Source organism: Metabacillus sp. RB-C-LZQ-3-1 (assembly GCF_058315175.1).
In genome coordinates this window covers 100880-125385 of record NZ_JBZFLI010000004.1, presented here as the reverse complement: position 1 = coordinate 125385, position 24506 = coordinate 100880, and the positions used below count along the sequence as shown (strand labels likewise).

The 24506-nt window shown below is 36.0% G+C and carries 25 protein-coding genes; 3 read left to right on the top strand and 22 right to left on the bottom strand.

Annotated elements, in window-relative coordinates; genetic code table 11:
- Positions 1–3: 3 nt before the first annotated feature.
- The 14 genes from rpsU to gpr form a co-directional block, all read right to left on the bottom strand.
- Positions 4–177: a 30S ribosomal protein S21 gene (gene rpsU / locus AC4GZ8_RS08080; RefSeq protein ID WP_015595024.1), complete on the bottom strand. Its 174-nt coding sequence runs from the start codon at positions 175–177 to the stop codon at positions 4–6.
- Between the two features lie 223 nt (positions 178–400).
- Positions 401–1069, bottom strand: coding sequence for a deoxyribose-phosphate aldolase (gene deoC / locus AC4GZ8_RS08075; protein WP_491081335.1), 669 nt, complete (start codon positions 1067–1069; stop codon positions 401–403).
- 171 nt (positions 1070–1240) lie between these two features.
- Positions 1241–2599, bottom strand: coding sequence for a tRNA (N(6)-L-threonylcarbamoyladenosine(37)-C(2))-methylthiotransferase MtaB (gene mtaB / locus AC4GZ8_RS08070; RefSeq protein WP_491081333.1), 1359 nt, complete (start codon positions 2597–2599; stop codon positions 1241–1243).
- A 9-nt stretch (positions 2600–2608) separates the two neighbouring features.
- Positions 2609–3364 carry a 16S rRNA (uracil(1498)-N(3))-methyltransferase gene (locus tag AC4GZ8_RS08065; protein ID WP_491081332.1) on the bottom strand — a complete coding sequence of 252 codons (756 nt, stop codon included), beginning with the start codon at positions 3362–3364 and terminating at the stop codon, positions 2609–2611.
- Between the two features lie 18 nt (positions 3365–3382).
- Positions 3383–4321, bottom strand: coding sequence for a 50S ribosomal protein L11 methyltransferase (gene prmA / locus AC4GZ8_RS08060; RefSeq protein ID WP_491081330.1), 939 nt, complete (start codon positions 4319–4321; stop codon positions 3383–3385).
- A 44-nt stretch (positions 4322–4365) separates the two neighbouring features.
- Positions 4366–5487 (bottom strand): molecular chaperone DnaJ, encoded by a 1122-nt coding sequence (dnaJ, locus tag AC4GZ8_RS08055; RefSeq protein WP_491081329.1) that lies wholly within the window; start codon positions 5485–5487, stop codon positions 4366–4368.
- A 158-nt stretch (positions 5488–5645) separates the two neighbouring features.
- Positions 5646–7475: a molecular chaperone DnaK gene (gene dnaK, locus AC4GZ8_RS08050; protein WP_491081328.1), complete on the bottom strand. Its 1830-nt coding sequence runs from the start codon at positions 7473–7475 to the stop codon at positions 5646–5648.
- 32 nt (positions 7476–7507) lie between these two features.
- The gene (grpE, locus tag AC4GZ8_RS08045) at positions 7508–8089 is read right to left on the bottom strand and encodes a nucleotide exchange factor GrpE (protein WP_491081327.1); all 582 of its coding nucleotides are present in this window, start codon (positions 8087–8089) and stop codon (positions 7508–7510) included.
- Positions 8090–8195: 106 nt separating this feature from the next.
- Complete coding sequence (hrcA, locus tag AC4GZ8_RS08040) at positions 8196–9227, bottom strand: heat-inducible transcriptional repressor HrcA (protein ID WP_491081326.1); 1032 nt, start codon at positions 9225–9227, stop codon at positions 8196–8198.
- A 101-nt stretch (positions 9228–9328) separates the two neighbouring features.
- On the bottom strand, positions 9329–10465 hold the full coding sequence (hemW, locus tag AC4GZ8_RS08035) for a radical SAM family heme chaperone HemW (RefSeq protein ID WP_491081577.1): 1137 nt from the start codon (positions 10463–10465) through the stop codon (positions 9329–9331).
- A 108-nt stretch (positions 10466–10573) separates the two neighbouring features.
- On the bottom strand, positions 10574–12397 hold the full coding sequence (gene lepA / locus AC4GZ8_RS08030) for a translation elongation factor 4 (protein WP_491081325.1): 1824 nt from the start codon (positions 12395–12397) through the stop codon (positions 10574–10576).
- Positions 12398–12620: 223 nt separating this feature from the next.
- Positions 12621–12971, bottom strand: a complete 351-nt coding sequence (locus AC4GZ8_RS08025; protein WP_491081324.1) for a YqxA family protein — start codon at positions 12969–12971, stop codon at positions 12621–12623.
- Positions 12972–12992: 21 nt separating this feature from the next.
- Complete coding sequence (gene spoIIP / locus AC4GZ8_RS08020; RefSeq protein WP_491081323.1) at positions 12993–14192, bottom strand: stage II sporulation protein P; 1200 nt, start codon at positions 14190–14192, stop codon at positions 12993–12995.
- A 67-nt stretch (positions 14193–14259) separates the two neighbouring features.
- On the bottom strand, positions 14260–15369 hold the full coding sequence (gene gpr, locus AC4GZ8_RS08015) for a GPR endopeptidase (RefSeq protein WP_491081321.1): 1110 nt from the start codon (positions 15367–15369) through the stop codon (positions 14260–14262).
- A 275-nt stretch (positions 15370–15644) separates the two neighbouring features.
- Here gpr and rpsT point away from each other — a divergent pair, with 275 nt between their 5' ends.
- Complete coding sequence (rpsT, locus tag AC4GZ8_RS08010; RefSeq protein ID WP_491081320.1) at positions 15645–15911, top strand: 30S ribosomal protein S20; 267 nt, start codon at positions 15645–15647, stop codon at positions 15909–15911.
- An 88-nt stretch (positions 15912–15999) separates the two neighbouring features.
- On the opposite strand, the gene holA is transcribed toward rpsT, so the two are convergent.
- The gene (gene holA, locus AC4GZ8_RS08005) at positions 16000–17022 is read right to left on the bottom strand and encodes a DNA polymerase III subunit delta (RefSeq protein ID WP_491081319.1); all 1023 of its coding nucleotides are present in this window, start codon (positions 17020–17022) and stop codon (positions 16000–16002) included.
- Positions 17023–17382: 360 nt separating this feature from the next.
- On the opposite strand from holA, the gene AC4GZ8_RS08000 reads away from it, so the two are divergent.
- Positions 17383–17517, top strand: coding sequence for a YqzM family protein (locus AC4GZ8_RS08000; RefSeq protein ID WP_078432397.1), 135 nt, complete (start codon positions 17383–17385; stop codon positions 17515–17517).
- A 50-nt stretch (positions 17518–17567) separates the two neighbouring features.
- On the opposite strand, the gene AC4GZ8_RS07995 is transcribed toward AC4GZ8_RS08000, so the two are convergent.
- The 3 genes from AC4GZ8_RS07995 to AC4GZ8_RS07985 all read right to left on the bottom strand — a co-directional run bounded on the left by AC4GZ8_RS07995 (position 17568) and on the right by AC4GZ8_RS07985 (position 21270).
- On the bottom strand, positions 17568–19835 hold the full coding sequence (locus AC4GZ8_RS07995; protein ID WP_491081576.1) for a DNA internalization-related competence protein ComEC/Rec2: 2268 nt from the start codon (positions 19833–19835) through the stop codon (positions 17568–17570).
- A 158-nt stretch (positions 19836–19993) separates the two neighbouring features.
- Positions 19994–20554, bottom strand: a complete 561-nt coding sequence (locus AC4GZ8_RS07990) for a ComE operon protein 2 (RefSeq protein ID WP_491081318.1) — start codon at positions 20552–20554, stop codon at positions 19994–19996.
- Between the two features lie 83 nt (positions 20555–20637).
- Positions 20638–21270: a helix-hairpin-helix domain-containing protein gene (locus AC4GZ8_RS07985; protein WP_491081317.1), complete on the bottom strand. Its 633-nt coding sequence runs from the start codon at positions 21268–21270 to the stop codon at positions 20638–20640.
- An 88-nt stretch (positions 21271–21358) separates the two neighbouring features.
- On the opposite strand from AC4GZ8_RS07985, the gene comER reads away from it, so the two are divergent.
- Positions 21359–22192, top strand: coding sequence for a late competence protein ComER (gene comER / locus AC4GZ8_RS07980; protein WP_491081316.1), 834 nt, complete (start codon positions 21359–21361; stop codon positions 22190–22192).
- Positions 22193–22262: 70 nt separating this feature from the next.
- On the opposite strand, the gene AC4GZ8_RS07975 is transcribed toward comER, so the two are convergent.
- Genes AC4GZ8_RS07975 through AC4GZ8_RS07960 form a run of 4 tightly spaced genes read right to left on the bottom strand, consistent with a single transcriptional unit; the run spans position 22263 to position 24496 of the window.
- The gene (locus tag AC4GZ8_RS07975) at positions 22263–23009 is read right to left on the bottom strand and encodes a class I SAM-dependent DNA methyltransferase (RefSeq protein WP_491081314.1); all 747 of its coding nucleotides are present in this window, start codon (positions 23007–23009) and stop codon (positions 22263–22265) included.
- Positions 23006–23362, bottom strand: coding sequence for a ribosome silencing factor (gene rsfS, locus AC4GZ8_RS07970; protein WP_491081312.1), 357 nt, complete (start codon positions 23360–23362; stop codon positions 23006–23008). Before rsfS ends, AC4GZ8_RS07975 begins: the two co-directional genes overlap by 4 nt.
- Positions 23362–23934 (bottom strand): bis(5'-nucleosyl)-tetraphosphatase (symmetrical) YqeK, encoded by a 573-nt coding sequence (gene yqeK, locus AC4GZ8_RS07965; RefSeq protein WP_491081311.1) that lies wholly within the window; start codon positions 23932–23934, stop codon positions 23362–23364. The genes rsfS and yqeK overlap by 1 nt, the downstream gene beginning before the upstream one ends.
- Complete coding sequence (locus AC4GZ8_RS07960) at positions 23924–24496, bottom strand: nicotinate-nucleotide adenylyltransferase (RefSeq protein ID WP_491081310.1); 573 nt, start codon at positions 24494–24496, stop codon at positions 23924–23926. The genes yqeK and AC4GZ8_RS07960 overlap by 11 nt, the downstream gene beginning before the upstream one ends.
- Between the last annotated feature and the right edge of the window lie 10 nt (positions 24497–24506).

Sequence of the window (24506 nt, the reverse complement as noted above, 5' to 3'; positions counted from 1 at the left end):
CTTTTAGAATTTGCGCTTTCTAGCTGCTTCAGACTTTTTCTTACGCTTTACGCTAGGCTTTTCATAGAATTCGCGCTTTCTAGCTTCTTGTATTGTACCACTTTTTGATACAGTACGTTTGAAACGACGAAGAGCATCCTCAAGCGACTCGTTTTTACGAACGACCGTTTTTGACATTCTCTTTCCCTCCCTCCGAATACAACCAATCGACATCTTGTAAATAAAACATGTCTACAGATAAACATGTACTTTGACATTATAATATAATGAATAATTCAGGTCAACTCATATCATAAAAAGATATAGGTTTCTTAATAAGTTTGAATCTTAAGTTTATTTTATGTTGAAGGCAATTGTTTGATTGTACATAATGACCAATTTGGCAAATAGAAGCTACCTCTTAGTAATCTGATGTAGATACTTCTCCTTTTACAATAGCTACTCCTGAGCTTGCTCCTATACGCGTTGCACCTGCTTTAATAAGAGCCTCTGCACCTTCTGTATCTCTAACTCCTCCTGAAGCCTTTACACCGATATTTGGACCTACAGTTTTTCTCATTAATTCGATATCCTCAACAGTAGCCCCACCTGTTGAAAAACCTGTAGATGTTTTAACAAAGTCAGCCCCTGCATTAACTGAAAGTTCACATGCTCTAACTTTTTCCTCTTCGGTAAGTAAGCTCGTTTCAATAATGACTTTCGTTAAAGCTTTCCCTTTTGCTGCATCAACGACTGCTTTTATGTCTCGCAGAACAAGATCATCATTTTTATCCTTTAGCGCCCCAATATTTATAACCATATCAACTTCTGTTGCCCCTTTTTCAATGGCATCCTTAGTTTCAAACGCTTTCGTTTCAGGTGTATTCGCCCCTAATGGAAATCCAATAACTGTACAAACCTTCACATCTGAACTCTTTAATAGACTAGCAGCTGTCTCAACCCAAGTTGGATTTACACAAACCGATGCAAATTGGTACTCGATTGCTTCCTGACAGAGCTTTTCAACTACATCTTTTGTTGTATCTGCTTTCAAAGCAGTATGGTCAATCATATTCGCTATTTTAGACATTATGTATCGTCTCCTTTTAATAGTTGTCCGACCTCTTACATCTTAACATTTTTTTAGTATAAAAACGAGTACAAATTTAATTTGTGCTCTAACTTTACTTTTTATCACAATTTATTGCCGTCTGCTAGTAAAATAAAAAGGCTAGCACTTTAGATGCTAACCTTCTTTCTATCATGATGTTAACCGAATTTTTTCGGGTTGATCCAAATCATCCATAACTTTTACAAACTGACCCTCATTATAAGGATAGCCAGCTTTCGTAAGTTTTACTTTCACAATTTTTCCAACCATTTCTTCTTGTGCAGATAAAACAACTTTCAAATAGTTATCTGTATACCCAACATATAAATCTTCATTAGGCTCTTCCTTAAATCTCTCTTCGGGAATAACCTCTAATACTTCACCTTCAAATTGAGAAGCATATTCCTTCGCAAGTTGATTTGAAAGCTCAATTAGGCGATGAACACGGTTATTCTTAACTTCTTCATCAATTTGATCATCCATCCTTGCAGCAGGTGTTCCCGTACGCTTAGAATAAGGAAATACATGAAGCTCAGAAAACTTATATTTTTTAATAAAGTTATAAGTTTCCATAAATTCCTCTTCAGTTTCTCCTGGGAATCCAACAATAACATCAGATGTAATGGCTAAGCCTGGTAACGCTTCTTTTAAGCGATCCAAACGTTCAGCAAAAAACTCCATCGTATACTTCCTGCGCATACGCTTTAATACTGTGTCAGAGCCAGATTGAATTGGAATATGCAAATGACGGACAACTTTTTCAGATTTCTGCAGAACCTCAATAACTTCGTCCGAAATTTGACTTGCTTCGATAGAAGAAATACGAATACGTTTTAACCCTCTAACTTGTTCATCTAAATCTTTTAATAGCATAGCTAGATTATAATCCTTTAAATCTTCACCATACCCACCTGTATGAATTCCCGTTAATACGATCTCTTTATAACCAGCATCAACAAGCTGTTGTGCTTGGGCAACAACTTCTTTCGGATCACGTGAACGCATTAATCCACGAGCCCATGGGATAATACAGAATGTACAAAAGTTATTACAACCTTCTTGAATCTTTAATGAAGCTCTCGTACGATCAGTAAAAGCTGGAACATCAAGTTCTTCGTACACACGTGTTTTCATGATATTTCTAACACCGTTTATTGGTTGTCTTTCTTTTTTAAATTGTTCTATATACTCAAGCATTTTTACGCGATCTTGAGTACCAACGACAATATCTACCCCTGGAATCGCCATAATCTCAGCTGGTGAAGTCTGTGCATAACACCCTGTTACACAAATGACTCCATCTGGATTTTTCCGTATTGCACGTCGAATAACTTGGCGACTTTTTTTATCACCAGTGTTTGTCACTGTACATGTATTGATGACATATACATCCGCAACTCGTTCGTATTCAGTCCGCTCATAGCCAGCTTCTTTAAATAGCTGCCAAATAGCTTCTGTCTCATAATGATTTACCTTGCAACCTAATGTATGAAATGCAACTGTAGGCATTATTATTCATCACCTCGATAGTTCGAAATAATATGAAACAGCTGATAATAAATATAATGGCGCTGTTTCAGTTCTTAAAATTCTTGGTCCAAAACTACATATATGAAAACCAGCTTGCTCTAATCTTTCAATTTCCTTCTCTGTAAGACCACCTTCCGGTCCGAATACCGCAAGAAGTGAGCCGCCCTCTTTTAATTCCTCGAAGGCTTTAGCTAAATTTTTCTTTTCACCCTGTTTTGCCGATTCTTCATAAGCTACAACTTTTACATCATAGCTTTTTGCTAATTCTATTACCTTTTGAAAATCACAAGGTTCTAAAACCTCAGGGATATTATTTCGGTAAGACTGCTCAGAAGCTTCCTTCGCAATCTTATTCCAACGTTCAAGCTTTTTGCTGATTTTCTTTGATTCAATCTTTACAATTGAACGAGCAGCATTAAAAGGGATAAATGAAGAAGCACCTAATTCGGTGCCCTTTTGAATAATCCATTCAAGCTTATCCCCTTTAGGCAACCCGCTCGCAATGGATATAGATACAGGTAATTCACGATTCACTGTTATCCATTCTAATATAAAACATTGAACCTGGTCATTGGTAATTTCAACAATTTCACAAAGAGCTTCAAAGCCATCCTTTGTACAACAAATAATTTTATGTCCTGCTTGCATACGTAATACACGAGAAATATGATGGACATCATCACCGGTAACATGGATTGCTGTCCCAATATTAGCTTTCACTTCATTTATAAAGTATCGTTGCAAAAGGAACTCCTTCTTTCTTTACTTCTTTTTTGCTATAAACGCTACCCAATCTTCCATAACCATTGTTTCTTCAATCACAAAACCGGCATTCATAAGAGCCTCTTTTACTTCCTGCTTTTTATTTTGGATGATTCCAGACGTGATAAATGTACCATTCTCTTTTAATACCTCATATGCCTTGTCAATAAAACGAACAATGATTTCAGCTAATATATTCGATACAATTAAATCCACGGGTCCTTCGACACCATCTAATAAATTTTTTTGTGAAACATTGACAACGTTTTGAACCTTATTTAATTTCACATTTAGTTTTGCACTCTCAACAGCTACTTGGTCTAAATCATAAGCTTCTATATGTTTCGCGCCAAGTAATCCTGCAGCAATACTTAAAACACCAGAACCTGTACCGACATCAATAATGGTATCGTCTTTTTGAACTGATCGTTCTAAAGCTTGAATACACAAAACTGTTGTAGGGTGTGTTCCTGTTCCAAATGCCATTCCTGGATCTAATTCAATAATTAACTCATCAGAGCTTACAGGTTCATAAATTTCCCAAGTTGGAACAATCGTAAACTTTTCAGAAATTTTTACCGGATGATAATATTTCTTCCATGCTGTAGCCCATTCTTCTTCATTTACTTCACTGATTGTAATATGATTTCTTCCAAGATCAATATCAAACAGCAATAAATTATTGATTCCTGCTTTTATCGCATCGACCGTCTCACCAAGAAAACTATTAACAGGCAAATAGGCTTTAACAACTACGCCTTCCTCAGGATAATCGGTTGGATCTAGTTGGTAGATTTCGCCAAGTGCCGTACTCCGTTCTTTCATTAAATCAGCAAGATCCTCAATTACTACACCACTAGCACCAGCCTCATGCAAGATATTTGAAATAGGCTCAACTGCTTCTTGTGTTGTATGAATACTTAATTCTGACCACTTCATATCTACCAACTCCAATCCTAAACCATTAAATAATAATATTATTATTAGTCACCTTTAAAGGCTCTTTTTACCTTTTCAAAAAAGCTTTCTTCATGTTCATCAGGCTTTGAACCGCTAATATCAGCAAACTCTCTCAAGAGTTCTTTTTGTTTTTCTGTTAAGTTTGTAGGTGTTAAGACACGTAAAATAACGTATTGATCACCTTGTCCATACCCTCTTACATTTGGCACACCTTTACCGGACAGACGGAATTTTTTACCAGTTTGCGTTCCAGCAGGTACTTTTAATTTTACTTTTCCATGCAATGTTGGTACTTGAATTTCATCACCAAGGGCTGCCTGAGCAAATGTTAATGGCATTTCACAATAAATATCATCGCCATCTCTTTCAAAGAATTCATGATCTCTTACATGGAACACAACATAAAGGTCACCTGGAGGTCCGCCATTTACTCCTGGCTCACCTTGGGCTGAAACACGTAATTGTTGACCATCATCAACACCTGCAGGAATCTTCACAGAAATTTTCTTGCGTTTTTTTACTTTTCCAGTACCGCGACAAGTTCCACATTTGTGCTTAATCATTTTGCCTGTACCTTCACAGTGATGACAAACACGTCGGTTTACAATGCGGCCGAATGGTGTATTTTGTTCAACACTTTGTTGTCCACTTCCACCACAGTGTGTACATGTTTCTGGCTTCGTTCCCTTTTGTGCACCAGAACCATTACATGTTTCACATGTTTCTTCTCTAGGAATTTCAATTGTTGTTTCTTTCCCGAAAACTGCCTCTTCAAAATCTAATGTCATTGTATATTGTAAATCAGCACCTTGTCTTGGTGCATTTGGGTCTCTCCTACGCGTTCCGCCGCCAAAGATTGAGCTGAAAATATCTTCGAATCCAAAGCCGTCTCCACCAAATCCGGCACCACCACCGAATCCTTGGTTTGGATCAGTATGACCGAATTGATCATAATGAGCTTTCTTTTGATCATCACTTAACGTTTCATAAGCTTCTGTAATTTCCTTGAATTTTGCATCAGCATCAGCTTCTTTGTTAATGTCTGGATGATATTTTTTTGAAAGCTTTCGATAAGCTTTTTTTATCTCATCCTTACTTGCGTTCTTACTTAACCCGAGGACTTCATAGTAATCACGCTTGCTCATAAATTCTCACTCCCGATTTTCTCACATAAGGTAAATTGTATCACTCTAAAGAGAGGAAAAGCAACATAATGTTATTGGTATAACTCAAGCTCTTTCCCTTGACAAAAAAAGTCAAAGTCAAGACCTACCCTGACTTTGACTTTTCACCTTAGTTTGACTTATTTTTTATCGTCATCATTTACTTCTTCAAACTCTGCATCGACAACATCGTCAGCTTTGTTCCCTGCATCATTGCCTTGTTGAGCTTGTGCAGCTTGCCCGGCCTGCTCATAAAGCTTTACAGATAGCTCTTGAACAATCGTTTGAAGAGCCTCTTTTTTCGCTTTGATTTCTTCTAGATCATTTTTCTCGATCGCAGCTTTTAAAGCATCCTTCGCTTCGTTAGCTTTAGTTACTTCAGCTTCGTCTACTTTTCCTTCCAGATCTTTTAATGTTTTCTCTGTTTGGAAAACTAGTTGATCAGCTTCATTACGAAGTTCAACTTCTTCTTTACGTTTTTTATCCGCATCAGCGTTTTCTTCCGCTTCTTTAACCATGCGTTCGATTTCATCGTCTGATAAACCAGTGTTTGATTTAATTGTAATGGCTTGTTCTTTGTTTGTACCTAAATCTTTTGCACGAACATTTACGATACCATTTTTATCAATATCAAACGATACTTCAATTTGTGGTACACCACGTGGTGCTGGTGGAATGTCTGTTAATTGGAAGCGACCTAATGTTTTGTTGTCAGCTGCCATCGGACGTTCACCTTGTAGAACATGGATATCAACTGCTGTTTGATTATCAGCTGCTGTTGAGAATACTTGTGATTTACTTGTTGGGATTGTCGTATTACGCTCAATAAGCTTTGTAAATACACCGCCCATTGTTTCAATACCAAGTGATAATGGAGTCACATCAAGTAAGACAACGTCTTTCACATCTCCAGTGATAACTCCGCCTTGGATTGATGCACCAAGTGCAACAACTTCATCTGGGTTTACGCCTTTATGTGGTTCCTTACCTAGAGCTTTTTTGATTGCTTCTTGTACAGCAGGAATACGTGTTGATCCACCTACAAGAATAACTTTATCAATTTCACTAGCTGATAGATCCGCATCACTTAGTGCTTGACGAACTGGACCCATTGTTCTTTCAACAAGATCAGCAGATAACTCATCAAATTTCGCGCGGGATAAGCTTACTTCCAAGTGAAGTGGACCAGCTTCTCCAGCTGTAATGAACGGCAATGAAATTTGCGTAGATGTTACACCTGAAAGGTCTTTTTTCGCTTTTTCAGCAGCGTCTTTAAGACGTTGTAATGCCATTTTATCTTTCGAAAGATCAATGCCATTTTCTTTTTTGAACTCAGCCACTAAATAGTCGATAATTACTTGGTCAAAGTCATCACCGCCAAGACGGTTATCACCAGCTGTTGAACGTACTTCAAATACGCCATCACCAAGTTCAAGTACAGATACGTCAAACGTACCGCCACCTAAGTCGTAAACAAGAATTGTTTGATCTTCGTCTGTTTTATCTAAACCATAAGCTAAAGCTGCTGCAGTTGGTTCGTTGATAATACGTTCAACTTCTAGACCAGCAATTTTACCGGCATCTTTTGTTGCTTGACGCTCTGCATCATTGAAATAAGCTGGTACAGTAATGACTGCTTTAGTTACAGGCTCACCTAAGTACTCTTCAGCATATGATTTTAAGTGTTGAAGAATAATAGCTGAAATTTCTTGTGGAGTATAATTCTTGCCTTCTACCTCTACCTTATGGTCTGTACCCATATGGCGTTTAATAGAAATGATTGTATTTGGGTTTGTGATTGCTTGTCGTTTAGCAACCTCACCAACTTGACGTTCACCGTTTTTGAAAGCAACTACAGAAGGTGTTGTACGATTACCTTCCGGATTTGGAATTACTTTCGGTTCTCCGCCTTCTAAAACTGCGACACATGAGTTTGTTGTACCTAAGTCGATACCAATGATTTTACTCATTAAGTAGAACCTCCTAATATGTAAGTATTATTTTATTGATTTACTTTTACCATTGCAGGTCGAATCACTCGATCCTTCAGTTTATATCCTTTTTGTAACTCTTCTACTACAGTGTTGGGTTCAAAGTTTTCATCTTCAACTTGCATAACTGCTTGATGTAGATGTGGATCAAATGGTTCACCAACAGATTTAATCGTTTCTACACCTTCATTTTGCAGGGCTTGAACTAGTTGATTGTAAACCATATTCATCCCTTGTAATAATGATTTTGTTTGTTCATTATTCGCTTCTATTTGTAACGCTCTTTCAAAGTTATCAAGAGCAGGTAAAATGTCAGAAACAATACTTTGAGCACGATACTTTTGAGCAGCTTCCTGATCTAAGCGCGTGCGGCGTCTGAAGTTATCGAAATCCGCTTGAGTACGCAGCATTTTGTTTTCTGTTTCATCAAGTTTAGCTTGTAATTCAGCAATTTTTGCAGTTGTTTCATCGGCATTATCTGTTGCATCTTCAACAGAAACATCTTCTGCATCAACTACTTCAACCTCAACTTCTTCAGTATCTTGTTTATCTACTGTTTCTTCTTGTTCTACAACGTTTTTTTCATTTGACACAATGTTTCACCTCCCTTAAAGAAATCACATATATATTCTTTATTTAGTAAGCATAGGAATCGGATGGAATACAAGATATTCCACCCATTTATCAATATAACCAAGCTTATCTTCCATGATACAATTCAGTAAGGGTTTTAGATAGGTCACGGGTCATTCGAGTTAATAAACTTACAACACGTGAATACTCCATTCTAGTTGGACCTAAAACAGCAATTGTACCTAGTTGGTTTTCTCCTAATGAATAGGTCGCGGTAATTAAACTGCAGTTTTCCATCGCTGAATTGTCATTCTCTTTACCGATTTTGATCGTTATTCCAGCATTATTACTTTTCAAAAGGCCATATAATTCCTTTTCCTGTTCAATCATTGTTAATAACGATCTGATCCTGCCTATATCTGAAAACTCTGGTTGGCTAAGCATATTAGTCTTACCGCCAAAATAGATCTTCTCATTTGATTCTAGTTTTAACGTGCCTGCCATGATCTTTAACAGCATATCATAGTTTTCAATATGATCTTTAAGAACAGTAACAACTTCTTTGAAAATTTTATCTTGAAGCTCAACTAAAGGAACTCCAACTAATCTTTCATTTAAAATATTAACCATTTTTTCGATATCACTAGGGTCTAATGATCCCGGGAACGTAATTGTACGGTTTTCAACATGGCCGGTATTCGTCACTATGATTGCCACAGCCGTATCATGATTAATCGGGACTATTTGTATCCTTTTCAAACGATTTTCATTCACTTTAGGCCCGAGTACAATCGATGTATAATTTGTCAATTCCGACAAAATTTGCGCTGATTTTTGAACAACTTTTTCCAACTCAAAAATTTTCTCAGCATAAATGGATTTGATTTGTGATACTTCTGTTTTCGTTAATCTCTGTGGAGATAATAAATGGTCCACATAATAGCGATATCCCTTCTCCGAAGGAACACGTCCAGAAGAACTATGGGTTTTTTCTATAAATCCAAGGTCTTCTAAGTCAGCCATATCGTTCCTAATTGTAGCCGAGCTAAACGTTATATCGTCTTTTTTCGCTAATGATCGAGAACCTACAGGCTGAGCTGAATGAATAAAATCATCAATTATTACTTGAAGGATTAACAATTGGCGATCTGTAAGCATTATTCATCACCTCTGTTAGCACTCTATATGTGTGAGTGCTAAATATATATAAAAAGTTATCAAAACCAAAATAAATTGTCAATTATTAAATACAGTCAAATTTATGAAATCAAAAATTCTTGAAACACTTCGTTCCCTAATAGTTTACCCTTCTGAGTTAAAAAAACAGACTGTTCAGTATCAACCAGCAAGCCATGATTAACTAATTGATGGATTTGCTCGCCAAACCTTTGCTCAATAGTTATAGAGAACTTCTTATAAAATCTTTCCTTTTGAACACCTGCTACTTTACGGAGTCCAAGAAACATTTCCTCTTCCATTGCCTCTTCCTTGCTCACTTGATGTTGAGACTGATAAGCATTTCCGAACTCACTGACTTTATCTATATATTTCTTAATGGGTCCTATATTCGAAGTTCGAACACCATCTACATACCCATGTGCTCCTGCACCAAATCCAAAGTAATAATCATTATTCCAATATGTGATATTGTGGTTACTTTCATATCCAGGTACTGCATAATTGCTAATTTCATATTGTTTATACCCATGCTTTTCCATTTCTTCCATTGCCAGCTCATACATTATGGCTTCTTGCTCTTGAGGTGGTAAAGATAATCTGCCCTTTTGCATAAGATTATAGAAAACAGTTTTAGGCTCAACAATTAAAGAATATGCCGAAAAATGTTTTACATTCAATGTAAAAGCAGTTTCAAGCGTCCTTTGGAATTGCTCTACAGTTTGACCTGGAAGAGCATACATAAGATCTAAACTAATGTTATCAAAGCCTGCTTGTTCAGCTTGATAAACTGTTCTAAACACATCTTCCGTTCTATGAACACGTCCTATTTTCTTTAATAGCTCGTCATCGAAGCTTTGAACACCAATGCTTAAGCGATTAACACCAGCATTTTTCAATACAGATAACTTCTCCTGTGTCAGCTCTCCTGGGTTTGCTTCAACTGCAAATTCTACAAGCCTATTTGTCGGAAGTAATTCTGATATAATTCCCTCCATAAGACGGTCTAACTGTTTTGCTGATAACGCAGTAGGGGTACCTCCGCCAATAAAAATGGTCTTAAGGGAGTACTCACCACTTATTTTTTTGCTATGATGCATTTCCTTAATAAGCATTTCAATGTATTCATCTACCGGCTGTTGTTTAAAAAACACCTTATTGAAGTCACAATAGTGACAAATATGATGGCAAAAGGGGACATGAATGTATGCTGATTGAATCATTATTTCACCTTCTAATTAAGAAGCCGCAGACATTCGCTGCGGCATTCGTTTCATTTCTGTATTGTAGGGTTCAGTATAGCATGAACTCGTTTTATATGAAAAAGATCAGCTTTCATCCATACGAAGTACTGCCATAAATGCTTCTTGAGGTACTTCTACTGAACCAACTTGCTTCATTCTCTTTTTACCCTCTTTTTGCTTTTCTAAAAGCTTACGTTTACGTGAAATATCTCCACCATAACATTTTGCCAAGACATTTTTTCGCATGGCTTTGATTGTTGATCTCGCAACAATTTTTTGACCGATTGCTGCTTGGATTGGTACTTCGAATTGTTGTCGAGGAATTAATTCTTTAAGCTTCTCAACAATTATTTTTCCTCGATCATAGGAAGAGTCACGATGCACAATAAATGATAAGGCATCTATTTTCTCGCCATTTAATAAGATATCCATCTTTACTAATGTTGATGTTTTATAACCAATTAATTCATAATCAAAGGACGCATATCCCTTTGTATTAGATTTTAATTGATCAAAGAAATCATAGACAATTTCAGACAATGGAATTTCATAGTTAATGTTCACTCGAATTTCATCTAGGTATTGCATATCGATGAAGTTTCCACGTTTTTTCTGGCAAAGCTCCATTACTGCACCAACATAATCGTTCGGAACCATAATTGCCGCTTTTACGTATGGTTCTTCTATATGATCAATTTTTTGTGGATCAGGCATGTTTGCAGGGTTATCTACTTGGATCTTTTCCCCATCTGTTAAATAAACATCATAGATCACACTAGGAGCAGTTGTAATTAAATCAATTTTAAATTCTCGCTCGATACGTTCTTGAATAATTTCCATGTGTAATAATCCTAAGAAACCGCATCGGAATCCGAAACCTAAAGCTTGAGATGTTTCAGGCTCGAATTGAAGAGATGAATCGTTTAATTCAAGCTTTTCTAATGCTTCACGCAAATCATTGTATTTAGCTGTATCGATTGGATAAAGCCCACAAAATACCATTGGATTTAATTTACGATATCCTGGTAGAGCTTCAGTTGCTCCGTTTTTAGCATCTGTAATTGTATCACCGACACGAGTATCTCCAACGTTCTTAATAGCAGCTGTTAAAAAGCCGACGTCTCCGACATTTAGTTCTTTTAACTGTACTGGTTTTGGATTAAATACTCCCACCTCAGTTACTTCGAACTCTTTACCAGTAGCCATCATTTTGATTTTTTGCCCAACTTTAACCGTACCTTCAACAACACGGATGTAAGCAACTACACCACGGTAAGCGTCATATAAGGAGTCAAAAATCAATGCTTTCAATGGTCCTTCTGGGTCACCTTGCGGGGCAGGAACTTTCTCCACAACCTGTTCTAGAATCTCTTCAATACCAATTCCAGCTTTAGCAGATGCTAATACTGCTTCAGAAGCATCAAGACCGATTACATCCTCTATCTCTTGACGTACACGCTCGGGATCAGCACTTGGTAAATCGATTTTATTAATAACAGGTAGAATTTCCAAATCATTATCAAGAGCTAAATATACATTTGCCAGTGTTTGTGCTTCAATTCCTTGTGCAGCATCAACAACAAGGACTGCCCCTTCACAAGCAGCTAAACTTCTGGAAACCTCGTATGTGAAATCAACATGTCCAGGAGTATCAATTAAGTGAAAAGTATATTCTTCTCCATCTTTCGCTTTATATTTCAATTGAACAGCATTTAATTTTATTGTTATACCACGTTCTCTTTCCAAATCCATTGAATCTAATAATTGATCTTTCATTTCACGCTGTGTTAATGCAGATGTTTTTTCTAAAATACGATCTGCTAGAGTAGATTTACCATGATCAATATGGGCAATAATCGAAAAATTCCGGATTCTCGATTGCCTTTTTAATTTTTCTTCTCTGTTCATATTATGTCTTCACTCCTACATAGCTTACAAATACACTATTTCTCATTATATCAATTGAGAAATCAACATTCAATGGATAATAAAGCAGGTGACGGATAATCTATTTATTGATCATAAAAAAACTGTCAAAAGATACAGTATATAATGTACTCTTCTGACAGCTATTTCATCATCTTTTTATTTTAAGCTTCAATTCATACCGTGCAATTTAAAGTCTATTTCATTATTCTAATAATCCATTCATTAATTCCGCTACTATCTCAAGCATGGATGAAACACCACTGCTAACGATATTGGAGAACTGTTTACCTATTTGAGAGAATATGTTAAAAGCTTCAATTTGTTCTAGTTGTTCTTGTTTTTTCTGGAGATCTTGACTTGTAACTTCATTTCCAAGGATTGATGCTTCTATATCACCAGACTTGTCACTTTCTATCTGGAAAGCTCCTTGAAAGTCAGGATCATTATAGCCCTTCATTTTGATCATCCCTTGATTCGCTTGCTGCATCCCTATTAACACTCCAAAAAGAAGCACAGAACAAAGAATAAAAGTTTTTAACATAAATTTTACCATCTTGCTTACCTCACAATATGTTTACTTTTTTTCAGTATTTGTGTCACCATTTACCTTTTCCGCTTGCCAGTAGTATTCACTAAAAACATCCGCCACTGCTGCTATTGTGTTTTTCAGTTCATCTAAATTATTATCTACTCCGCCGAATTCAAGAAGCATAGCGTTATTGGATAAATCCTGATTATAAACACCATTGACACCTTTCCCACTTTGTTCAAAAATACCTCTACTTAAACCGGGATATTTCTTTTGCAAGAGAGCATGAAGTTCTTTTGCGAGTTGTTCATTTTTTTCGGATGTAGGATTGTCCCCACCTATAACAAATGCTAGCTTAGCGTACGATTTATCCCCAATTTTTATCGTTGTGACATCCTTCCTTTGCGAATCACGGTGAATGTCAATCATATATGTTAAGTCTCGATTGCTTGCCATTGCACTTTGAACGATCGATCGGGACTCTGTATAAGATTTAGCGTAATTCCAGCCTTTTTGCTTTAAATTACCTTGGATGTTCGTTGTTTCTACTTGACTTCCGATCCCTTCTTCACTTAAGGCTTTTCCTAATAATTCACTAACCATTGTTACGTTTGCCTTGGAATGTATAGCCCGATTTGGATCATCCTCACCTTCTAAGAGAGGAAGATAGGATTCAGTGTTATGAGTGTTATAGATATACACAACTTTTTTGTCGCCTGTTGTTAAAGTCGGCGGTGTTTTAGGCTCACCATCATCTTCATTAACAACATCATTTTTATTAATTGAGGCTTCTCTTTCTTGAACTATCACCTCTGTTGGCGGCGGTGATTCATATGGCATATTTGTATAGTTTGTCCCATCTCCGGCAACAACGATTTCACTATCAAAAAGAGAAAACCCCGGTAATTCTCGTCCTAATAAGCTGCGAGGATCATCTGGATTAATACTGGTAGCCACTTTAAACATAATAGATGATAGTTTTATTGGTTCAGCTTTCTCTGGCATTGCGGAAACAAAATAACGATTCTCCGCACCTAGCAATTGCAAGAATGCTTCACTATCTATATGTTTTGTTAAATCATGAATCGATGAAGATGTTAACCGATATTCCGGCTTTAATGATGTTAAAATACCCGAAAGTAAAAAGGTCATTAACAACACAATGAAGCTAACAACAATTCCTTTTTTTATGCTTGTCCCATTTAAGGTAACAATCATATTGCGACTAGTAGTAGAACGCTTCATTCCTAAAATCCTCCTTATGCTTGTCTACTAAAATGTATGAACAAGCCTAAGAAAGTAGAACAAAGTGTTAATGGGTATAACCACCTGAATTATTCTGATCTACTTCTTGATGAAGAGCTGTGTTTAAACCACTTGCAATGACATTTGCCATATCATCGATAAATGTATCTACCTCTTTAGGTGTTACCATTAAATTATGTCCTAATGGAGCAAGAACCTCATGAATCAGCTTACGTTTCTCGTCATCCTCTAAGCCACCAACAATACCTAAAAATTGTTGGCGATGTTCATCACTTGGTAAATCCTCATCCGTTAACACACGACGCTCTCCGAAACTCAATCCGGCAGGTGTTAAAGATCTTGAAGGTTTGTTGCCCTCGTTCATTTCTCGACCAAAATGCTTTAGAATAAAATCAATCGTATCACTTGTAATTGACACAGCATCTACAACAGTAGGAATACCTATTGCTATAACAGGGATACCGAATGTTTCTTTGCTTAACGCTTTTCTTTTATTTCCTACACCTGACCCCGGATGGATACCAGTATCTGAGATTTGAATTGTTGTGTTAACACGCTCTATAGATCTTGCAGCTAATGCATCAATAGCAATAACAAAATCCGGCTTAGATTGTTCTATTACCCCAGAAATAATGTCGCTTGTTTCAATACCTGTTAATCCCATAACACCTGGAGCAATTGCACTTACTGGTCTAAAGCCTTCTTCAACATTCTCCGGTTGAAGCTTAAACAAATGTCTTGTAATGAGAAGGTTTTCTACCGCTAGGGGCCCCAGAGCATCTGGTGTAACATTCCAATTCCCTAAACCTACGACTAAACAACTTGCATCTTTAGGGATATTTAAATCTGCTAAAAACTGACTGAAATGCTTTGCGAAAACTTCAATGACTTTTTCTTGAAGCTCCGTATCCTTTTGTCTAATTCCTTGTACTTCAAGCGTTAAATATTTTCCAGGTTTTTTTCCGACAATTTTAGAACCCTCTTCATCTATCTCTAAAGATGAAAGACCTACTCCCTCTTCATCCCATTCCTTTATAATAACTCCACTTATATTAGATCTGTTTTCAACCTCTGTTTGCTCTAGAGCCATCGCTCTTGCCTCAATTGCCAGATCTGTTCGAACCGAATAATTACTTAAATCTAATGACTCACCCATTCCATTACCTCCCATATCATTCCTACTACTTATCCTTGCCATTAAAACAAGGAAACATTCCCAAAAAAGTAGATTGGAATCGGCTATTTCATATCGTCTGTTCTAAAAAAAACTCGACTCCATACAATTTGAAAGAAAATTTAATGGCTTTCAATGTATTTTCCTTTACATTAGTATTGCAATATGGGTAGCTGTTTGATAGAATATCTTTTGTTCATGTAAAGGAAATGGTCGAGTAAAATAGATCTCGATTTACTTCTTAGGAGGTGAAAGATATGCCAAATATTAAATCTGCAATCAAACGCGTAAAAACTAGCAATGAGCGTAATGCACATAACTCTGCAATCAAATCAGCAATGCGTTCTGCTATTAAAAAAGTAGATGCACTAGTTTTAAACAACGATGCTGAAAATGCAAAAGCTGCACTTGTTGAAGCAAACAGCAAAATCGATAAAGCTGCACAAAGCGGTTTAGTTCACAAAAACACTGCTGCTCGTTACAAATCACGTTTAGCTAAAAGTGTTAGCGGATTAACTGCATAATCTTAAGAAAGAATGGTGAAGTAGCTCTTTAGCTAACACAAACACTCTTTCTTATACAAAAAAACGATCCGGTTAGGATCGTTTTTTGTTATGCCTGATTAAATAATTTCAATAAAAATAATTCCAGCAAAAGCTGTTTATCTTTCTTTCCTGTCTTCATTTCATAATCCGCCTCTGCAAGTTCCATTAAAATCATAGCTAATTCTTCAGTTTGAAATAATCTAGCTTGTTGTAAAGCCAGCTTGACCCTAAAAGGATGGACTTTTACAGTTGAAGCAATCTGCTGCTGACCATAACCGACAGTGGATAATTCCTTGACCTGCAAAATAAGACGAAATTGATTAACTAATAAAGAAAGTATCTTTATAGGTTCTTCATTGTTTTTTAATAAATCATAAAATATTCGCAAGGCATTTTTGCTTCTTTTATGAATAACATGATCAATAAGATCAAATATATTTTGCTCAAGTGTCCTAGCAACAAGAAGGTTAACCGTATCAACTGTAACTAAGCCACCCTCTCCTACAAACATACTAAGCTTTTGCAACTCTTGGTGAATGACCATTAAATCACCTGCTGTTAAAATAAGCAGCTGCTGGATAGCATTTTTCTCTAGTTCAACATGAGCCTCATGGGCTACATTTTCCATCCATTTTATTGTATCAGCATCTGAAAGAGACTTCATTTCAAGAACTGTTGCCTGTTTTTTCAGGAGCTTTGTAATTTTTTTCCGTTCATCTAATTTTTCATACGGGGCAACAAATACGACAACAGAATAAGGAGCAGGTGAATGTATGTATTGTTCAAGCTTTTCAATACGGTGTTCTACTTTTTCTTTCTTTTTTTCACTTGTAAGGAAACCGGGATTTTTTATTACCACAACACGACGTTCTCCCATAAATGGTAAAGTTTCCGCATCTTCGAGAGCCGTTTCAACAGCTGTCTCCTCCATATCATAGATGGATAAATTAAAATCCTTTTCTTCCTCAAGTAAAGAAGCTTGTACAATATGACGCAATGTTTCTTGCATTAAAAAAGCCTCTTCACCTAAAAGCATATAAATGGGATGCAATGTCTTATTTTGAATATCCTTCCACACATTAAAAATCATCTTTACTCTCCAATCGTTCATTTCACTTCATATATCGTAAAATGAAACCACCACTTTGGCAAGTATGAAGAGGAAACTCCATTTGCAATGACATGAACATTTTATATAAAATGAATGCAAGGGAACTGAGATTTTAGCTCAGATCCCCTTTAATCTATGTGAACGTCTCGATCCAGGGCCTAGGTAACCTGAATACGCGACGATACCCCAATGTTATAAATTATTGTAGCCAATCAAGGTTATATTATTTGTGAGTATTCAAGGCAACAATGGAAAGGATAGCCTTCGTGTTAAGTAGAAGATGATGTAGATTTTTTTAGTGTAATCGCTTATACTAAATATGATATAGGAGGGGTAAACGTGAACGAATTTGAAAAGAACGTCCAAAGTAAGCGTAATGATGCTGTCGATTCAGGTGTAGGTTTCGTTGTCTCATTTGGATTTTTCGCGACAATCTTCATTATTGCTACTGTTGTAAAATTAATTGCTACATAAACATGATTGACTACGCTAGGAGACTGCTTTAGACAGTCTCTTTTTCTTTTCTATTTTACTTCATCATATGGAGGATGAATCGAAAAGGTTCCACTGGTTCCTTTAAATTCATATAAAATTCCCCCATGAAGGTCTGTCCTAAGTATTGTAATATTTCGATATTTTAATTTATCAATCACCTCTTGATGAGGATGTTGATAACGATTATTAGCTCCAGCTGAAATAATAGCTAATGAAGGAGATAAAGTATTGAGAAACTGTTCAGATGTTGATCCTTTACTACCGTGGTGTCCAACCTTTAATACATCAGCATGTAAGTTTAGGTATTTTTCTATTATTTTTTCCTCACTTCTTTGTTCAGCATCACCAGTAAATAACCACTTCAGCCCACCTAACTCAGTCCACAAAACGAGAGAGTCATCATTTTTACTATCTGTTAGCTCCTGTGGTGATAAAATATAAAAAGGAAAACCTTTAAAGACTATTTGATTACCCGAGCGTACAACTTTTACGTTTATATTTTTTTCTTTTGCTTTATTTATCACCTTTTCCTCGACTTCTCCTCTTACAAAACCTTCAGGTACAATTAGTTCCTTTATTTCTATCTGATTGATAAGGGCAACTGCCTCACCAACGTGATCTACATCACCATGTGTTAGAAAAAGACCATTTATCTTTGTTATCCCAATCGATTTTAAATACGGAACAGTTATACTCTCTACAATTGAATACGTATTGTTTGTTAACTCCCATTCTTCTTTCGGAAAGGAAATTCTTCCTCCTGTGTCAATCATATAAACACCCTTATTAAATGGAAGTTGGATGAACACTGAATCCCCTTGACCTACATCAATAAACATGACTTTTCCATAGGGATTAACATAAGAAAAAAGAGCTTGTCCCAAAAATAGAACTACGATGAAGCATGCAGAATGAGAAAGTTTTTTCAATGGGAGTTTTTGTTCTAATCCCAGGAGCAGAAAATACGTTCCTACACAATATAGGAGAATAAAAATTACAGATGGTCTCCCTGTGACCAAGGTTGAAAAAGGCAGCTTTAACACGTTTAACACGAATAGATGGGTATGAGAAAGAATGGCATCTAAAAAAGTAACAAATATTGTACCTAATGGGGGAAATATGGCCATAAGAAATGTTGCGGCAATCGAAAGCGGTAAAACTAGAAATGAGTAGAATGGAACAAACATCATATTTAAAGGTAAACTAATCAGTGATACTTCAAAAAAATGATAGAGCAAAAGAGGTATTGAACAAAGTTGTGCAACAGAGGAAACAATTGTTAACTTTGCTAAAAAACTCTTATATCGGCTGATCAATTTTAAAGACAATATTAATCCTAAACTCACAATATAAGATAATTGAAACCCAACCTGAAATAAATAATAAGGATTAACAACTAATAAAACTAAGCATGTAAAGCTAATAACATCAATAGCTGGTATCTTTAGACGGCACATTTTGATAAGAAAATAAAGAATGACCATAAAAGATGCTCTAATTACTGATGGAGATCCACCCGTTAGCACCATGTATAAGGGCAACAATAAAAGAAACACCAACCTTGCTCTCTCATGAGTAGCTCCACAATAGATCATGACATAATAAATTCCTCCAACTAATAAACCGACATGCAATCCGGAAATGGCTAATAAATGGACAATCCCCAATGCTTGGTACCCCTTCTCAACCTCTTCATCTATTAACTTCCGTTCACCAAATAACAAGGCTTGTACAATCCCTTCAGATGAAGACGGAAAATGATGTTCAATTAGTTCCAATCCTTTCAATCTTATATGTAAAAGGAAGGTTAAGGCTCTAATACGATCTGGTGAATGGCATTTTTCAATTTTTTCTATTATAAATTGCCAGTGAATATGATGATCATGAAGATATTGTTTATAATCAAATGCGTTTGGCATAGTTGGACCTTTCGGTGTTCGTAACTCTCCATTAAATACACATTGATCACCTGGCTTTAATTTCTTTAGAGCTTCTTTTTGTTCAGTGGTTTCAATTGTATAACGGTATGTTAGTTTTTCCTTGTTTTCGTTTATTATTGTTCCTTTTAGTTGGTTTCCATCAATACCTGGTATCGATAATAATTTGCTTTGAGTAATATATTCTCCATCAGCTAGACTTGTGTCATTATTCTTTTCTGTCACTATATAAACAACAATAAATAAAAAGATGATCAGGAAATGAAAACATAGATGAAGTGGTTTGAATTTACGGTAAATATAAAGAAGAAAGAGAAAGGTGAAACATAAGGGGAGTGGATGGAAAGTAAAACGACACATCGTTAGTGCTAAGCAAGCTGAAATTGCCAAGAAAAGTAAACGACCTTTAATAAGCAACACCTCTATTTAAAGAATATTTTAGTATAGATTAGATAAGTCAAGTAGATACAGAATGACATAGAGGTTCTACATCTACTTGGCTATCCCTAGAGTATAGTTTATGGCAGTAATGTTTCTGCTTTCTTACGAAGAGCTTGTACATCCTCATCGTGATTTACATTCGATTCTGAAAGCTTATTAAGTAACTTTACGATTAATTCATCTTTATCCTTGTCGGATTCACTTAGTGCCTTTTCAAATTTAACATATTCAACTTTCACACCAGCTTGTTCAAAAAGTTCAACCGCATAAGGGTGGTTTTTATAATTAGTTGCATAATAAACAGTTTTAATACCTGCTTGAATAAGTGCTTTGCAACATTGCAAACATGGAAAATGAGTGACATAAATTTCAGCTCCAGCTGTTGGTACACCAAATTTCGCACACTGTAAGAGAGCATTCATTTCAGCATGAATGGTTCTTACACAATGATTATCAATAACATAGCAGCCCTCATCCGAACAGTGAACCCCGCCTGCAATTGATCCATTATATCCACCAGCAATAATTCGTTTATCTCTAACAATTGTCGCCCCAACTGCTAATCTTGTACAAGTGCTTCTCATCGCTAACAAATGACTTTGCGACATAAAATATTGATCCCATGAAATACGGCTCATGATGTTATCCCCCTACTCGACATTTTCTTTCTTTAGTGTATCTAGAATACTAATTATTCGTCAATTCAAACTTTTTATGGAAATCATTTAATTGTGAACTCTTCTCGTATTTTCTCTAGTGATTTTTCTCCAATACCAGTTACTTCAAGAAGGTCTTCAATCTTGGTAAAAGGCCCTTTTTCCTCTCTGTATGCTATGATTGCATCTGCTTTAGAAGGCCCTATACCGGATAAAGTTTGAAGCTCATCACTAGTTGCTAAATTAATATTCACTTTTTGTTGTGCAGGATCTTCCATAACATTTGGGTTGATAAAAGGATTTTCTTTTGTTTCTCCCTTAAAAGGAATATAAACCACCATTCCATCCTGTAAAGGAGAAGCTAAATTAACCGCTAACTCATCAGCTTTCCCATTCATCCCTCCTGCCTTCTGGATGGCTTCGAATACTCTTGCATTCTCAGCAACCTCATAAACACCTGGATACTGTACAGCACCTTTTACATCAATAACGATCAAAGAACCTTCATCCTCGCTTTGCTCAGTTTCCTTTTCTTCTAAGGAAATCGTTTGTTCCATATCTATAGAATCTTTTTCTTCCAGTTTTACTAATTCAGAAGGTGCTGGCTCCTTTATAAAGTAATAACAAAAACAACCAATGGTTAATACACTGATACCGATGATAATGATCCATTTTTTGTATTGTTGAAGATTGCTCATACTTATACTCCTTATTAAAATAATCATAAATTATCATTTCAAATCATATCGTGTAGGAGAGGATTGCATTCTAAGGAGGGGATATACTTTGAATGTAGGTTTTATTGGAACAGGGAACATGGGGAGAATTTTAATTGAATCATTTATTGAGTCGGGTGCAATTAGACCCTCATTCATTTATATGACAAACAGAACACAGTCTAAAGCTGAAGAGATAAAAGAAATATACCCAAAAACAAATGTACTAAGGACCGCAGATGAGGTTGTTAAGAGGTCTGATATCGTCTTTATTTGTGTAAAGCCATTAGATATACACCCCCTTTTAAAACAATTAGATCATCTATTAACACCAAATAAATGCATCGTGTCAATTACAAGTCCAATAAATGTTGATCAACTAGAATCTCTTGTTAAATGCCAGGTAGCTAGGGCCATTCCCAGTATTACAAATCGAGCCTTTTCAGGTGTTTCATTACTCACATTTGGAAATTCATGCCACAAGGAATTACAAAGAACCATTGAAGAGTTGTTTGAACAGATTTCAAATCCTGTACAAATTGAAGATGATATTACAAGAGTTTCATCTGATATCGTTAGCTGTGGACCTGCATTTTTCAGCTACCTTCTTCAACGATTTGTTGACGGAGCAGTTGCTGAAACGAACATCTCCAAAGATCAAGCTGTCGTGTTAGCTAGTGAAATGATTATCGGAATGGGAAAATTACTTGAAACGGAAATCTACACTTTACCTACGTTACAAGAGAAGGTGTGTGTAAAAGGCGGTGTAACTGGAAAAGGAATAAAGGTTCTAGAAGAAAATGTTGGAGATATGTTTGAAAAGATATTTCAAGCAACTCATAAGAAGTTTTACGAAGATCTTGAGGAAGTATCAGAACAGTTTAGTAAAATACCAAATAAGTAATTCTTTTAAGGAATGATAAAATCCTTTATTTTTTTCAAATTTTTTTAGAAAAGGTGAACTTTATTTGAGTTCACCTTTTCCTGCATATAAAAAACACTCTTTCAGTCGTTTCGTTTGGCTCTTCATTAATATTAAAATCACCGCAAGTAGCTAAAATCTCAAATGAAGCTTCTTTTAGCCATGTTGAATATTCGTCAACGGAGAAAGTTCTTTGATAGTGAACCTCATCATATCGTTCATAATACTTATCTTTTTTCACAAAAAATGTCATATCATGTTCAATACTATTTGATTCTTCACCTAAAAAAGAATTCCATATAAAGCTAACATCCTCATCCTGATCGGCAAATGTAGAATTTGCAAATACATGATGAATTTTATGTAAGGAGTGGACATCAAAAATAAATAGGCCCTGGTTCTTAAGCTGTTGATGCACAGCACGAAACGTAGCTTGCACATCTTGTTTCGTCTCTAAATAATTTAAGGAATCACAACAAATTGTGATTACATCAAAGGGCTCAGGAAACCCTGTTAGGTTACGCATATCCTGCTGCAGAAACAAAATGTTTCGTTTGTTACTTTCCGCTTTAGCTTGTGCAACAGTTAACATGTCTTCGCTAATATCAACACCTGTAACTGTCAAATGTTTATCCGCTAATAGAACAGCAATCTCTCCTGTTCCACAGCCTACATCTAATATCGTTGTTGCCCCCTGATGATAGAGTGAAATCGATTCTTCAATAAGATTCACCCATTGTTCATAGGGAGCATCTTTCATTAATTGATCATAAATATAGGCGAAGCCTTGATATATCATTGCTCAAGCTCACTAACAAGATCTTCTATTGGGGCATCTCCCCACAAACGCTCTAAATTGTAATAGTTTCTTTCATCTTTATGAAATACATGCGCAACCACATCACCTAGATCAATTAAAATCCAGCGCGCCTCATCAAAGCCTTCAAGCCTTTTAACAGATATCCCTTTTTCTTCAGCCTGTTCTTTCATTTCTCTTGCAATGGCTTGTACCTGTTTGTCTGAATTACCATGGCAAATAAGAAAATAATCGGCAATTAACGAAATCCCATTCATATTAAGTGCAATTAGATCCTCTGCACGTTTACTATCTGCTGCTCTTGCTACAATTGTCAAAATATCTCTACCTGTCATTAACTTGTTTTTCCTCCTTTTAATACTAAAGAATTATATGTTTTTAATGTGTCTGGATAGATGGCTTGATTTTTTTTCAGTAAAAACATGATCGTGTTTTGAAGAGACTTTAAAAGAGCTTGATCTAAATTAGTTTTTGCAAGTTCTCTCACTTCTTCAACCCCTGGAAAATGTCTTCCCGGTTCTATATAGTCTGCCACATAAATGATTTTTTCAAGCAAGGTCATATCAGGTCTTCCGGAAGTATGATATTTAATCGCTCGTAATATGTCTTTATCCTTAATTCCGACTTCTTTTTTAACCAAATAAGCCCCTACAGGTGCATGCCATAATTCACTATTATGCTCTAATAATTTTCGCGGCATTTCTTGTTCTTCAATAATTTTTTTCATTTCTTTTTTGGGTCTGAATTTTGCGTAATCATGAAAGATGGCTGCGAGTTCCGCTTTCTTCACATCTTCCCCATATAATTGAGCAAGATGAATAGCTGTCTCCATCACACCTAGTGTATGTACATAGCGGTGCTCAGTTAGTTGTTCAGCTACAATCTTTAAGGCTGTCTCACGTTCCATATAAGTGATTCTCCTCTATATATCTTTTTACATCAACTGGAAGAAGAAAGTCAGTATTTCCGCTTGTTCTTAAACGTTCTCTTAACATTGTCGATGACACCTCAAATTGAGGTATTTCAACTTCAACCACTGGATAAATTGTTTTTGTTTGATATCCGCTTCTTTTTACTCCAACAAAGGTAACCAATTTAATAACTTCATCGATTTTATGCCAATTTGGCAAATACTCGATCATATCTGCTCCAATGATAAAATAAAACGTATGTTCAGGAAATTCTTCACGTAATAACCTTAATGTATCATATGTATAGGATGGACCTTCTCGCTCTAATTCAATTGTATTTACTGAAAAGTCTGCGTGATCTTTTACAGCAATCCTTAGCATATTAAGCCGATGTTCACTTTCAGTAAAATGATCGTCTATTTTATGAGGAGGAATTTGATTAGGAATAAACCATATTTCTGATAATTGCAGTGCATGCTGAACTTCACTTGCAATTAATAGGTGACCCAGATGAGGCGGATCAAATGTACCACCTAAAATACCTATTTTTTTTGTCATTCCTTATTCC

Bases quoted from the DNA above. Each gene is read 5' to 3' on its own strand.
- rpsU (WP_015595024.1), bottom strand. From the start codon at position 177: ATGTCAAAAACGGTCGTTCGTAAAAACGAGTCGCTTGAGGATGCTCTT.
- deoC (WP_491081335.1), bottom strand. From the start codon at position 1,069: ATGTCTAAAATAGCGAATATGATTGACCATACTGCTTTGAAAGCAGAT.
- mtaB (WP_491081333.1), bottom strand. From the start codon at position 2,599: ATGCCTACAGTTGCATTTCATACATTAGGTTGCAAGGTAAATCATTAT.
- prmA (WP_491081330.1), bottom strand. From the start codon at position 4,321: ATGAAGTGGTCAGAATTAAGTATTCATACAACACAAGAAGCAGTTGAG.
- dnaJ (WP_491081329.1), bottom strand. From the start codon at position 5,487: ATGAGCAAGCGTGATTACTATGAAGTCCTCGGGTTAAGTAAGAACGCA.
- dnaK (WP_491081328.1), bottom strand. From the start codon at position 7,475: ATGAGTAAAATCATTGGTATCGACTTAGGTACAACAAACTCATGTGTC.
- hrcA (WP_491081326.1), bottom strand. From the start codon at position 9,227: ATGCTTACAGATCGCCAATTGTTAATCCTTCAAGTAATAATTGATGAT.
- lepA (WP_491081325.1), bottom strand. From the start codon at position 12,397: ATGAACAGAGAAGAAAAATTAAAAAGGCAATCGAGAATCCGGAATTTT.
- AC4GZ8_RS08025 (WP_491081324.1), bottom strand. From the start codon at position 12,971: ATGGTAAAATTTATGTTAAAAACTTTTATTCTTTGTTCTGTGCTTCTT.
- spoIIP (WP_491081323.1), bottom strand. From the start codon at position 14,192: ATGAAGCGTTCTACTACTAGTCGCAATATGATTGTTACCTTAAATGGG.
- gpr (WP_491081321.1), bottom strand. From the start codon at position 15,369: ATGGGTGAGTCATTAGATTTAAGTAATTATTCGGTTCGAACAGATCTG.
- rpsT (WP_491081320.1), top strand. From the start codon at position 15,645: ATGCCAAATATTAAATCTGCAATCAAACGCGTAAAAACTAGCAATGAG.
- holA (WP_491081319.1), bottom strand. From the start codon at position 17,022: ATGATTTTTAATGTGTGGAAGGATATTCAAAATAAGACATTGCATCCC.
- AC4GZ8_RS07995 (WP_491081576.1), bottom strand. From the start codon at position 19,835: ATGTGTCGTTTTACTTTCCATCCACTCCCCTTATGTTTCACCTTTCTC.
- AC4GZ8_RS07990 (WP_491081318.1), bottom strand. From the start codon at position 20,554: ATGAGCCGTATTTCATGGGATCAATATTTTATGTCGCAAAGTCATTTG.
- AC4GZ8_RS07985 (WP_491081317.1), bottom strand. From the start codon at position 21,270: ATGAGCAATCTTCAACAATACAAAAAATGGATCATTATCATCGGTATC.
- AC4GZ8_RS07975 (WP_491081314.1), bottom strand. From the start codon at position 23,009: ATGATATATCAAGGCTTCGCCTATATTTATGATCAATTAATGAAAGAT.
- rsfS (WP_491081312.1), bottom strand. From the start codon at position 23,362: ATGACAGGTAGAGATATTTTGACAATTGTAGCAAGAGCAGCAGATAGT.
- yqeK (WP_491081311.1), bottom strand. From the start codon at position 23,934: ATGGAACGTGAGACAGCCTTAAAGATTGTAGCTGAACAACTAACTGAG.
- AC4GZ8_RS07960 (WP_491081310.1), bottom strand. From the start codon at position 24,496: ATGACAAAAAAAATAGGTATTTTAGGTGGTACATTTGATCCGCCTCAT.